Consider the following 11,984-nt stretch of genomic DNA (forward strand, 5'->3'; position numbering starts at 1 on the left):
CGGCCCGGTGCGCTCAGAGAACGACCACCGACCGCAGCACGTCTCCCTCGTGCATACGGGCGAACGCCTGCTCCACATCGGTCAGTTCGATGGTCTCGGTGACGAACGCGTCGAGGTCGAGCCGGCCTTGCAGGTAGAGGTCGATCAGCATCGGGAAGTCGCGCGAGGGCAGGCAGTCGCCGTACCAGGACGACTTCAGGGCGCCGCCGCGGCCGAACACGTCGAGCAGGGGCAGTTCGAGCCGCATCTCGGGCGTGGGCACCCCGACCAGCACGACGGTGCCGGCCAGGTCGCGGGCGTAGAACGCCTGGGTGTACGTCTCGGGGCGGCCGACCGCCTCGATCACCACGTCCGCGCCGAACCCGCCGGTCAGCTCGCGGATCGCCTCGATCGGCTCGCTGGTACGGGAGTTGACCGTGTGCGTGGCGCCGAGCCGCTGCGCGGTGGCGAGCTTGCGGTCGTCGATGTCCACCGCGATGATCCGCGCGGCGCCCGCGAGCCGGGCGCCGACCACCGCCGCGTTGCCGACCCCGCCGCAGCCGATCACCGCGACCGAGTCGCCCCGGCCCACGTTCCCGGTGTTGATGGCCGCGCCGAGCCCGGCCATCACGCCGCAGCCGAGCAGGCCCGCCGCCGCGGGCGAGGCCGCCGGGTCGACCTTGGTGCACTGCCCGGCCGCCACCAGCGTCTTGTCGGCGAACGCGCCGATGCCCAGCGCGGGCGACAACTCGGTGCCGTCCAGCAGCGTCATCTTCTGCCGGGCGTTGTGCGTGGCGAAGCAGTACCAGGGCCGGCCGCGCCGGCAGGCCCGGCAGTCGCCGCACACCGCACGCCAGTTGAGCACCACGAAGTCCCCGGGCGCGACCTCGGTCACGCCCTCGCCGACCGACTCCACGACACCGGCCGCCTCGTGGCCGAGCAGGTAGGGGAAGTCCTCGCCGATGCCGCCCTCGCGGTAGTGCAGGTCGGTGTGGCACACCCCGCACGCCTGCACCGCGACCACCGCCTCGCCCGGACCCGGGTCCGGCACCACGATCGTCTCGACGGCCACCGGCGCACCCTTGCCGCGCGCCACCACACCCCGAACCTGCTGCGCCACGTCATCCGCCTCTCTACGTGTACCTGCCGGAGAACCTCGACCCCGCATTCTCCCGCGCCGGGTACCGCCGCGCGACAAGCCACGCAACGGCCCCGCGGCCGGTCCCCGGCCCGTCCCCTGCGGTCCCCGGAGCTACGCGGCGCCGCCCCGCCGGGGCTGCCCGGTCCGCGCCCCCGCGGCCCGCCCGGCCCCGCCGTTCGCCCGGCCGGAGCCCCCGGCGGCGCGCGACGCACCACCCCCGGCGCGGGCGGCACCACCCGCGCCCCGGGGCGTACGGCCGCGCCCCGTACCGCCCTGCGCAGCCGCCGCGCCGCCGGTGGCACCGGCACCGCCCGCGCCGCCCGAGCGCGACCTGCGCCGCCCGCTCCCGCGCCGGGCGGACCCGCCGGAAGCCTGCGCGGCCGGCGCCTGCACCGGCACCGGAATCGTCACCGGCACCCCGGACGGCACCCGGGCACCGGTGATCCGGGCCAGTTCCTCGTCCTCGGAGTGCACCTTCGCCGTCTGCGGGGTGATCCGCGCCTTGGCCATCAGCCGTTCCATGTCGCGCCGCTGCTCGGACAGCACCAGCGTCACCACGCTGCCGGACGCGCCCGCGCGGGCGGTGCGGCCGCCGCGGTGCAGGTAGTCCTTGTGGTCGGCGGGCGGATCGACGTTGACCACCAGGTCCAGGTCGTCGATGTGGATGCCGCGGGCCGCGACGTTGGTGGCCACCAGCGCGGTGACCTCGCCGCTCTTGAACTGCGTGAGGGTACGGGTGCGCTGCGGCTGGGACTTCCCGCCGTGCAGCGCTGCCGCCCGCACCCCGTTGGCCAGCAGCGTCTTCGCCAGCCGGTCCACGGCGCGCTTGCTGTCCAGGAAGAGCAGCACCCGCCCGTCGCGGGCGGCGATCCGCACCGTGGCGGCGCGCTTGTCCTCGCTGGTGACGTGCAGCACGTGGTGCTCCATGGTCACCACGGCGCCGGCCGACGGGTCGACGGCGTGCACCACCGGGTCGGACAGGAACCGCCGCACCAGCGTGTCCACGTTGCGGTCGAGGGTCGCGGAGAACAGCATCCGCTGGCTGTCCGGCACCACCAGCCGCAGCAGCGCGGTGACCTGCGGCAGGAAGCCCATGTCGGCCATCTGGTCGGCCTCGTCGAGGACGGTGATCGTGACCTGGTCCAGCCGGCAGTCGCCGCGGTCGACCAGGTCGCGCAGCCGCCCCGGGGTGGCGACGACGACCTCCGCGCCGGTGCGCAGCGCGGCGGCCTGGCGGCCGATCGACAGCCCGCCGACGACGGTGGCCAGCCGCAGGCGCAGCGCCCGGGCGTAGGGGGTGAGCGCGTCGGTGACCTGCTGGGCCAGTTCGCGGGTGGGGACCAGCACCAGCGCGAGCGGCTGGTGCGGTTCGGCGCGCTTGCCCGCGGTGCGGGCCAGCAGCGCCAGCCCGAAGGCGAGGGTCTTGCCGGAGCCGGTCCGGCCCCGGCCGAGCACGTCGCGGCCGGCCAGCGAGCTGGGCAGCGTGGCGCCCTGGATCGGGAACGGCTCGGTGACGTCCTGCCGGGTCAGCTCCTCGGCCAGAGCGGCGGGCAGGTCCAGCTCGGCGAAGGTGGTCGCGGCCGGCGGCGCGGGGGTCTGCGTGGTGTACGCCGAGGTGTACGCGGACTCCTCGGAGCCGGTGTCGGCCGGGCGGCCGCCGCCGCGGGGGGAGCCGGTGCGGCCGGCGCCCTGCTGGGGGCCGCGGGGCCTGCGCCGGGCGGGGCGGGACGGTCCGCCGGTATTCGTCTGACGGGTTCTTTCGGGCATGCGTGGAGCCTTCCTCGAAGGCGGCGCGTGCCGAACAAAGACTCCGCGAAGAGTGACACCGGGCGGAGACCCGCGAAACGAGCCGGGAGCTGAACGGGTGAGGAGGTGAACAACTGCGGAACAGCGGTGGAACGGCGATGGGAAAGGCCGGGTGAACGGCCGGGGCATTCGGGCGGAAAAGCCGCCCGGGCCCGAAAAGCCGGGCCCCGCGTGCGAAGCGGCGGGACCCGGCTCGGGTACTGCTCGGGTACTGCTGGGTGGAGCTGCGTCCGGTCAGGCCGGGACGATGTTCTCCGCCTGCGGGCCCTTCTGGCCCTGCGTGACGTCGAAGGTGACCTTCTGGCCCTCGTGGAGCTCACGGAAACCCTGGGTGGCGATGTTCGAGTAGTGGGCGAAGACGTCGGCGCCGCCGCCGTCCTGCTCGATGAAGCCGAAGCCCTTTTCCGAATTGAACCACTTGACGGTACCGGTTGCCATGTCTGACTTCCTCTGATGGTGCAGTTCCTGATCCCGCACTTCACGGGCCAGGTGTCGCTGCAATGACCCCATCCTGGAGGCCGGAAAACAAAATGCGCCCGAGGGTCACATCCCGTCAGGCGCACACAGAGTTCATGGGTACCACAACCGCAACAATCCGACGGTAGCACAGGTCTACCGCAGCGCGAAACAGCGCAGCCAGAGGTACCCCGCGCTCACCGCCAGCGTGGCGGCCGCGACGACCAGGCCGTGGCGGGTGAACTGCCAGAAGGTGATCGGCCGGCCGGCGCGCTCGGCGATGCCGAGCACCACCACGTTCGCGGACGCGCCGATCGCGGTGGCGTTGCCGCCGAGGTCCGCGCCGATCGCCAGCGCCCACCACATCGGGTGGTGCCGGTCCCCGCCCAGGTGCTGGACCAGGTCGGCGGTGACCGGCGCCATGGTCGCCACGTACGGGATGTTGTCCACGACGCCGGAGAGCACCCCGGAGCCGCCGAGCAGCAGCATCGAGCCGCCGAGCTCCCGGTCGCCGACCGCGTGCGCCAGGGCGTTGGAGACGTGCCCGATCACCCCGGTCTCCACCAGCCCGCCGATCATCACGAACAGCCCGGCGAAGAACGCGAGGGTCGGCCACTCGACCTCGGCCAGTACGTCCTGGGTGCGGACGGAGGCCACCGCGGTCAGCAGCCCCGCGCCCAGCAGGGCGACGACGCTGGGCTCGTAGCCGAGGACCGGTTGCAGCACGAAGGCGGCGACGACCGCGGCCAGCACCGCCAGGCCCTGCACGAGGGTGCGCCGGTCGCGGATCGAGGCGCGCGGGTCGAGCGCCATCACCTCGGCGGCGCGCTCCGCGTCGTAGCCGAAGGAGGTGCGGAACATCACCCGGGCCAGGCCGATCAGCACCAGTACGAGCAGCGCGGCGAGCGGGGCGAGGGTGAGGAGGAAGTCGTCGAAGGTCAGCCCGGCGCGGCTGCCGATGAGGATGTTGGGCGGGTCGCCGACGAGGGTGGCGATGCCGCCGATGTTCGAGGCGAGCACCTCGGTGATCAGGTACGGCGCCGGCGGCAGGGCGAGGCGTTCGCAGACCAGCAGGGTGACGGGCGCGACCAGCAGCACCGTGGTCACGTTGTCCAGCAGCGCGGAGACGGTCGCGGTGATCACGGTGAGGGTCACCAGCACCCGGAACGGTCGGGCCCGGGCCTGCTGCACCGACCGGACCGCCAGGTACTCGAAGAGGCCGGTCGGCTTGAGGACGCCGACGATCACCATCATGCCCAGCAGCAGGAAGATGACGTTCCAGTCGATGCCGGAGCGCTCGGAGTAGAAGGCGGAACCGCCGTCGGTGGCGCCGATCAGCAGCATCGCCGCGGCGCCGCCGAGTGCGGCGGCGACCCGGTGTATTCGCTCGGTGACGATCAGGGCGTATGTCCCGACGAAGACCGCGACGGCGGCCCACGCCTGCCAGTCGGCGGTTCCGGCGGCTGTTCCCGAGGCCGTCGACAGCACCGGCACCAGCTCCTGTCAGCGAAGAGAGTTCTCCTGTCCTCGCCGACCAGACTTCCCGGCACACCAGCGGCCAACGTACACGACGGGGTCCGTCCCCCGACAGGCTCCGCCCGCCGGGGGACACCCCCGCGAACTGACGGGGTGTCAGCTCAGGTCACTTCTTGAAGGCGTAGTCCATGAGCTTCTTGGCGTCGGAGGTGCGTGCGTTCACCGAGGTGGAGGCGAGCACCGTGCCGATCACGGTCTTCTTGCCGCGGGTGGCGGCGAAGACCAGGCAGTAGCCGGCCTCGGGGCCCGAGCCGGTCTTCACGCCGATGGTGCCGGAGTAGGTGCCCAGCAGGGTGTTGGTGTTCGTCCACGACATGTAGCGGTAGCCGCCGGACTTGGTGGTGACCTTCTGCTTGGTCGACTTGGTCTTCACGACCGCGCGGAAGGTGCTGTTCTTCATCGCGTTGCTCGCGAGCTTGGTGAGGTCGCGCGGCGTCGAGTAGTTGCTGCCGTTGCCTATGCCGTCGAACGAGTCGAAGTGCGTGTTCTTCAGGCCGAGCGACTTGGCGGTGGAGTTCATCTTGCCGATGAAGGACTTGACGCGGGCGGCGCGGGTGGAGCCGGTGCCGAACTTGTCGGCGAGCGCGTAGGCGGCGTCGCAGCCGGACGGCAGCATCAGGCCGTAGAGCAGCTGCCGGACGGTGAGCTTGTCGCCGACGATCAGGTGCGCGGACGACGCGCCCTTGGCGACGATGTAGTCGCTGTACGCCTTCTGCACCGTCACCTTGGCGTCCAGGTTCAGGTTCTTGGTGGCCAGGACCACCCGGGCGGTCATGATCTTGGTGGTCGAGCCGGTGGAGCGGCGGGTGTCGGCGGCCTTGGTGTAGAGCGTGGCGCCGGTGCCGTTGTTCATGACGTAGCCGCCCTTGGCGGCGATCGACGGCGCCTTGAGGGTGGTGGCCGCGGCGGTCTTGGCAGCCGTGGCTCTGGCGGCGGTGACTCTGGCGGCCGTGGCCGGGGCGGACCGCGCGGAGGCGGGTGCCGCGTGCGGGGCCGCCGCCTGCGCCGCCGGGGCGGCGAGCGCGCCCGCCGCGACGAGGGCGGCGGCCGTGACCACCGCCGCCGAGGCCCGGCGGATGCTGCTGGTGTCGGTACTCACAACTGCTCCATAGGTCAGTGGGGCGGCATGCGGAAGTGCCGCTCACCGGAGAGACGTTGGGCACGGCCCAACGGTGCACCCGTGCCGCAATTATTTTCTGACGATCCGTCTTACCGATCCGCAAGCGCCGAACCAGCCGCCGGAGCAGCCGCCGGAGCAGGGGACGGAGCAGAGGGGCGGACGGCGGGAAGGGGCGGAACCGGCGCCGGCGGGTTGCCGGGTGAAAGACGATCAGCGCGGAAGGAACTTCCGGGGCTGTCGGGCCGGTTCCGCCCCGCCCTCATGCTGATGCACATCAGTCGTTGTTGCAAGGAGTTCGCAATAAAGGTCTAGGGTGGGTCGCGGCCGTCAGTTCCCACCCGCTGAAAGGGGCCGTGCCTGATGGGCACCTACGCGCTTCCCGACCTGCCGTACGACTACTCCGCGCTCGCGCCGGCGATCACCGGCGAGATCCTGGAGCTGCACCACGCCAAGCACCACGCCGCCTACGTCAAGGGCGCCAACGACACGCTGGAGCAGATCGCCGAGGCCCGCGACAAGGACGCGATCACCCCGACCGGCCTGGTCGGGCTGGAGAAGACCTTCGCGTTCAACCTCTCCGGCCACGTCCTGCACTCGATCTTCTGGCAGAACCTCTCCCCCGACGGCGGCGACCGCCCCGACGGCGCGTTGGCCACCGCGATCGACGAACACCTCGGCGGCTTCGAGGCGTTCAGGAAGCAGCTGACCACCGCCACCGCGTCGGTGCAGGGCTCGGGCTGGGGCGTGCTCGCCTGGGAGCCGGTCGGCAAGCGCCTGATCGTCGAGCAGGTCTACGACCACCACGGCAACGTCGGCCAGGGCACCACCCCGCTGCTGGTCTTCGACGCCTGGGAGCACGCGTACTACCTCCAGTACAGGAACGTGCGGCCCGACTACGTCACCAAGCTGTGGGACCTCGTCAACTGGACGGACGTCTCGCGCCGGTACGCCGCCGCGTCGGCCGCCGCTTCCGCGTGACCGCCCGGGCCGGGCGGAGGGCTCCGCCCGGCCCCGTTCGCCCTGGTCAGCCACCCTTCTGCGGCCTCGCGCGCCCGGGGCGAGAATGGAGGGCGAGGCAGATCCGCCATGCCGAGCGAGGTGGTCGTGTGGACCAGGCAGCCATCAGCGTCTCCGGCCTCAGCAAGCGGTTCGGCGCCGTGACGGCGCTGGACTCGGTCGACTTCGACGTCCGGCCCGGCACCGTCTTCGGCCTGCTGGGCCCCAACGGCGCGGGCAAGAGCACCGCGATCCGCATCCTGACCACGATCCTGCGCCCCACCGGCGGCAGCGCCCGGGTGCTGGGCCACGACGTCGTCCGCGAGGCCGGCACCGTACGGAACCTGATCGGCCTGGCCGGGCAGTACGCGGCAGTGGACAAGAACCTCACCGGCCGGGAGAACCTGCGGCTGATCGGCCGCCTCACCCACGTACGGCGCTCCCGGACCCGGCAGCGCGCGGCCGAACTGCTGGAGCGGTTCGACCTGACGGCGGCCGCGGACCGGCCCGCGCGCACGTACTCCGGCGGGATGCGCCGCCGGCTGGACGTCGCCGCCGCGCTGGTCCCCGACCCGCCGGTGCTCTTCCTCGACGAGCCGACCACCGGGCTCGACCCGCAGAGCCGGATCGCGCTGTGGGAGATGATCCGCCGGCTCGTGGCCGACGGCACCACGGTGCTGCTCACCACGCAGTACCTGGAGGAGGCCGACCAGCTCGCCGACCGGGTCGTGGTCATCGACCACGGCCGGGCCATCGCCGACGGGACCCCCGCGCTGCTCAAGGCGGAGCTGGGCAACACCGTCATCGAACTCGACATGGGCGGCCCCGGCCGGGCGGAGCAGGCGGCCGGCGCGCTCAGGGGGCGGCTGCCCGAGCCGCCCGGCACCGAGGGCGACCGGCTGCGGCTGGTCTCGCACGACGGCTCGCGGCCGCTGCTCGGGGTGCTGCGCGCGCTGGACGAGCAGGGCCTGGTGCCCGAGGGCGTGGCGGTGCGCGAGTCCAGCCTCGACGACGTGTTCCTCCAGCTGACCGGGCACCGCAGCGGCCCGGCCGGCGACGACGGGCCCGGGGACGGGTCCGAGCGCGGGTCCGGTCGCGGGTCCGCGGGCGGCGCGTCCGGGGGCGGCGAGGCGTCCCGGGAGGCGTCGTGACCGGGGGCGTGCTGGCACCGGCGGCACCGGCCCGGCCGCTGTCCCGGCTGCTGCGGACCGCCGGGGACGGCGCGGCCGTCGCCTGGCGGAACCTGATCGGGCTGCGCCGGGTGCCGCGGCTGCTGGTCTTCTCCACCATCCAGCCGCTGGTCTTCGTCCTGATGTTCCGCTACGTCTTCGGCGGGGTCGTCGCGCCCGCGCTGCACGGGGTGTCGTACGTCGACTTCCTGATCCCCGGGATCTTCGTGCAGACCGCCGTCTTCGGCGCGATGAACACCGCGATCGGGCTGGCCACCGACATGCAGACCGGGCTGATGGAGCGGTTCAGGTCGCTGCCGATGGCCCGGTCGGCGGTGCTGGTCGGGCGGACCATGGCGGACCTGGTGCGGAACGTCTTCGTGGTGGCGCTGATGACGGCGGTGGGCTTCGCCATCGGGTTCCGCATCCATGCCGGGGTGCCCGCCCTGCTCTGCGGCATCCTGCTGGTCCTCGCGTTCGGCTTTGCGATGTCCTGGATCTTCGCGGTGGTCGGCATGGCCGTCGGCGACCCGGAGACCGCCCAGGCCGCGGCCTTCCCGGTGCTGGCGCCGCTGGTCTTCGCCTCCGCGGCGTTCGTGCCCGTCAACACGATGCCCGGCTGGCTCCAGGCGTTCGCGCAGCACCAGCCGGTCTCACGGACCGCCGAGGCGGTACGGGCCCTGGTGCTCGGCGGGCCGACCGCCACGGACGTGTGGCAGGCCCTGGCGTGGGACGCGGGCATCGTCGCGGTGTTCGCCCCGCTGGGCGTGTGGCTCTACCGCAGGGCGGTGTGACGGGGGCGGGGGTGGGTGCGGCCGGGCTCGGGCGGCTTGACATGATGCCGGAATGAGCCGTGACCGCCGTACCGCACTTCGCTCCTCCCGGATTCCGCGCGCCGCCCGGGCGGTCGCGGGCGCGGCGGCCCTGGTCGCGCTCGCCACCGGCTGCTCCCACTCCGGCTCCGCGCACGCGGCGCCGTCGCAGTCCCCGACGGCGGCGGAGACACCCGGGCGGGCGGTCGTGCACGAGGACGGCGTCGACCTCACGATCAGCGACGCCGTCGCGCACCTCGACAGCGCGGGCAACGGCACCCTGACGATGGCGGTCCGCAACGACAGCGGGGTACCCGAGCACCTCGACATGGTGGGCGCCCCGGACGCGGGCCGCGGTGCCATCGCCGGCCGCACCACCGGGAAGACCGGGGACCCCGGTTCGCTGATGGACGCGGGGATCTACCTGCCGGATGGCACCACGGTGACGTTCGGCGGCACCGGTCCGACCGTCACCTTCACCGGGGTGCACGGGGTGACCGCGCAGCACACGTTGCCCCTGATGCTCCAGTTCGGAGTGGCCCGGCTGGTCCACCTGTCCGCGCGCGTGGTGACGACGGGCTGACAGCGGCGGGCGCAGCCGTACGCCCGCTTGTACGCGTACGGCTGCGCCCGTACGTCCGTACTCCTCACGCACCCCGCGACTGCGCGGCACTGCGCGGGTTTTGCTGCCCGGCTGCGCTGCCCGGCCTTCCTACCCGACCGCCGCGTCGTCGGAGGGGTCCGGGTCCTCGAAGAGGCGCTTTCGTTCCAGGACGACGACCGGGCAGTTCAGCGCCGTGGCGATCTTCTGGAGGTTGACCGGGGTGGCGCTGCGCCAGCCCGACTCGATCTCGCCCATCAACTGCTCGGAGATACCGACGAGGTCGGCGAGCGCGCGTTTGGTGAGGCCGGACTTCTCCCGCGCCCAGGTGACCGCCTCGGGCTCCTGGTAGAGCCGCCTCGGGCGGGAACGGCGGCGGGAAGTCATGGGGGACAAAGTAGCGCGTAGTAGGGCGGCCGATCAAGCAACTACGCGCGCACTGCGCGCCAAAAGCGCGCAGTAAGGCACTGACCCGCAGGCCGGGGACGGTTGCATGGCTCGCACGATGCGTGGAATTGGACTCGGAGCGCGTAGTAGTGCGAAGCTCGCGGTATGACTGAGGGCCTGCGGCCGCCCCCCGAGGGGCTGTTGCTCATCGCGGCGCGGGAGCGGCAGGACGAATCCGGGCACAGCGTCGCGCACAAGACCGCACTCAGCGCGGCGATCCTCAAGAAGCTCGGCTACCCCCCGAGCAAGCTCGGGCCGCTGAGCGAGACGTACTGGCGCAGCGTCGTCGGCGGGTTCGCATGGGTGGGCAAGAAGAAGGTCAAGGCCACTCCCTACGCCCGCGCAGTCGCCCGGTACGCCTACGCCCTCGGCGTGACCGCCGAGGAGCTGACGGCCGCGGGCCGCGCCGACGCCGCGGATCTCCTCCGGCTGATCCAGACCGAGGTCGCCAGGGAGGAGAAGGAGCGGCGCGACCTCGACGCCGCCCGCCGCGCCTCCGGCAACCCGGCCCGGGTGGAGGAGCGTTGGCTCCTGCTGGAGCCGCTACTGCGCCAGGCCCCGGTCGGCCTCGACGCCTACGAGCGCGACGACCTGCGCGACCGCGTCGACGGCCTCCTCACCAAGAGCGCGCAGTGGCAGGCGCCGCAGGACTCCGACCAGGACCCCGACTCCGCCGTACCGCCCGCCAGGTCCGCGAAACCGGCGAAGTCGGCCAAGTCGGCCAAGTCGGCCAAGTCGGCGAAGCCCGCCAGGTCCAAGGCGGCGAAGACCGTCAAGAAGGAGAGCCGGAGCCCGCGCAACCGCTAGGCCGGGTCTGACCACATCCCGCCTGACCGGCGGGGGCTGGCCCGCACGCTCTCCCCTGCCTCCGGCGGGAGACGCCCCCAGCGTTGTCGGTCGTCGGCGCGGCCCGCTGCCTTCTGTCCCCAGAGCCTCGCCCGGGAGGGCCCCACCCTCCCGCCTTGCGATCGGGGCGGCTCCCACGCCGCAGGCCACGGGGGAGCACCACACCCCGTCGGCCTCCGCCCTTGGGCGGGACGACGCCATCTGCCGGACACGGCCCAGCCGCGCCCCACTGCGCACCCGGCCGTCGGCACTGCGCGGGCGCTCGAACTGCGAAGTCGCGGCGGGCGTGGGACCGTGAGAAGGGCTTTGGCCTGTTTTGTCACGGGCCGTGCGCGAAAGGCGGAGTGCCATGACCCATCTCTCCGGCGGCGATGCGGAAGGCCACACCGAACGCCCTGCGGAAGGCGGCGCACCCGGCGGGATGCCAGGGGGCGTGCTGCCGGGCGGCGGGGCGCTGGCGGCGCTCGCCCGGGCCGCCTGGCAGGTGCTGCTCTTCGCGGGGATCGCGGCGATCGTGCTGGGCGTCATCGTCCTGGCCTGGCCCGGCGAGACGCTCCTGGTCGTGGGCGTCCTGTTCGGCATCTACCTGGTGGCCAGCGGTGTGCTCCAGCTCGCCGGCGCCTTCGGGCCGCACGTGCCCGGCGCGATGCGGGCCCTGCACTTCGTCACGGGCGCGCTGTGCGTGCTGCTCGGGCTGATCTGCTTCCGCGGCGCCGCCGAGTCCCTGCTGCTGCTCGCCCTGTGGATCGGCTTCGGCTGGCTGCTGCGCGGGATCATGATGCTCTCGGTCGCGATCTCCACGGAGGGTCTGCCGGCCCGGGGGTGGCAGATCTTCTTCGGCGCGATCACCCTCATCGCGGGCATCGTCCTGATCGTCTCCCCGTTCGGCTCGCTCGCCGCGCTCACGGTCGTCTCCGGTATCTGGCTGCTGGTGCTCGGCATCTCCGAGGTGGTGCACGCGCTGAGCCTCCGCTCCGTCTCGGCCCGGTGACGGCGGTCACCGTCCTGTCACAGGCCGTGCGCGCGGGAAACCCGAGGCCGTGGATCATGCTCTTCCCCGGTGTCAGTCGACACA

The 11,984-nt window shown here is 72.9% G+C and carries 12 protein-coding genes; 6 read left to right on the forward strand and 6 right to left on the reverse strand.

Features of this window, described 5'->3' with window-relative positions; translation table 11 throughout:
- Positions 1-13: 13 nt before the first annotated feature.
- The 5 genes from AC3EVP_RS08195 to AC3EVP_RS08215 form a co-directional block, all read right to left on the reverse strand.
- Positions 14-1,099 carry an S-(hydroxymethyl)mycothiol dehydrogenase gene (locus AC3EVP_RS08195; RefSeq protein ID WP_335971408.1) on the reverse strand — a complete coding sequence of 362 codons (1,086 nt, stop codon included), beginning with the start codon at positions 1,097-1,099 and terminating at the stop codon, positions 14-16.
- 132 nt (positions 1,100-1,231) lie between these two features.
- Positions 1,232-2,887: a DEAD/DEAH box helicase gene (locus AC3EVP_RS08200; protein WP_435127643.1), complete on the reverse strand. Its 1,656-nt coding sequence runs from the start codon at positions 2,885-2,887 to the stop codon at positions 1,232-1,234.
- A 273-nt stretch (positions 2,888-3,160) separates the two neighbouring features.
- Positions 3,161-3,364 carry a cold-shock protein gene (locus tag AC3EVP_RS08205; RefSeq protein ID WP_103500173.1) on the reverse strand — a complete coding sequence of 68 codons (204 nt, stop codon included), beginning with the start codon at positions 3,362-3,364 and terminating at the stop codon, positions 3,161-3,163.
- Positions 3,365-3,538: 174 nt separating this feature from the next.
- Positions 3,539-4,870, reverse strand: coding sequence for an ArsB/NhaD family transporter (locus AC3EVP_RS08210; RefSeq protein WP_435127646.1), 1,332 nt, complete (start codon positions 4,868-4,870; stop codon positions 3,539-3,541).
- A gap of 154 nt (positions 4,871-5,024) precedes the next feature.
- Positions 5,025-6,017: a D-alanyl-D-alanine carboxypeptidase family protein gene (locus tag AC3EVP_RS08215; protein WP_335971399.1), complete on the reverse strand. Its 993-nt coding sequence runs from the start codon at positions 6,015-6,017 to the stop codon at positions 5,025-5,027.
- 381 nt (positions 6,018-6,398) lie between these two features.
- Here AC3EVP_RS08215 and AC3EVP_RS08220 point away from each other — a divergent pair, with 381 nt between their 5' ends.
- The 4 genes from AC3EVP_RS08220 to AC3EVP_RS08235 all read left to right on the forward strand — a co-directional run bounded on the left by AC3EVP_RS08220 (position 6,399) and on the right by AC3EVP_RS08235 (position 9,598).
- Positions 6,399-7,016 carry a superoxide dismutase gene (locus AC3EVP_RS08220; RefSeq protein WP_435127648.1) on the forward strand — a complete coding sequence of 206 codons (618 nt, stop codon included), beginning with the start codon at positions 6,399-6,401 and terminating at the stop codon, positions 7,014-7,016.
- A 128-nt stretch (positions 7,017-7,144) separates the two neighbouring features.
- On the forward strand, positions 7,145-8,185 hold the full coding sequence (locus AC3EVP_RS08225) for an ATP-binding cassette domain-containing protein (RefSeq protein ID WP_435127650.1): 1,041 nt from the start codon (positions 7,145-7,147) through the stop codon (positions 8,183-8,185).
- Positions 8,182-8,997, forward strand: coding sequence for an ABC transporter permease (locus tag AC3EVP_RS08230; RefSeq protein ID WP_335971395.1), 816 nt, complete (start codon positions 8,182-8,184; stop codon positions 8,995-8,997). The genes AC3EVP_RS08225 and AC3EVP_RS08230 overlap by 4 nt, the downstream gene beginning before the upstream one ends.
- A gap of 52 nt (positions 8,998-9,049) precedes the next feature.
- Complete coding sequence (locus tag AC3EVP_RS08235; protein ID WP_435127652.1) at positions 9,050-9,598, forward strand: hypothetical protein; 549 nt, start codon at positions 9,050-9,052, stop codon at positions 9,596-9,598.
- 129 nt (positions 9,599-9,727) lie between these two features.
- Here AC3EVP_RS08235 and AC3EVP_RS08240 read toward each other — a convergent pair whose 3' ends face one another.
- Positions 9,728-10,003 carry a helix-turn-helix domain-containing protein gene (locus tag AC3EVP_RS08240; RefSeq protein WP_335971391.1) on the reverse strand — a complete coding sequence of 92 codons (276 nt, stop codon included), beginning with the start codon at positions 10,001-10,003 and terminating at the stop codon, positions 9,728-9,730.
- Positions 10,004-10,168: 165 nt separating this feature from the next.
- Here AC3EVP_RS08240 and AC3EVP_RS08245 point away from each other — a divergent pair, with 165 nt between their 5' ends.
- The gene (locus tag AC3EVP_RS08245) at positions 10,169-10,870 is read left to right on the forward strand and encodes a hypothetical protein (RefSeq protein WP_435127654.1); all 702 of its coding nucleotides are present in this window, start codon (positions 10,169-10,171) and stop codon (positions 10,868-10,870) included.
- Positions 10,871-11,258: 388 nt separating this feature from the next.
- Positions 11,259-11,900, forward strand: coding sequence for an HdeD family acid-resistance protein (locus AC3EVP_RS08250; RefSeq protein WP_435127656.1), 642 nt, complete (start codon positions 11,259-11,261; stop codon positions 11,898-11,900).
- The last annotated feature ends 84 nt before the right edge of the window (positions 11,901-11,984 follow it).

The organism is Actinacidiphila sp. bgisy144, from assembly GCF_057708105.1.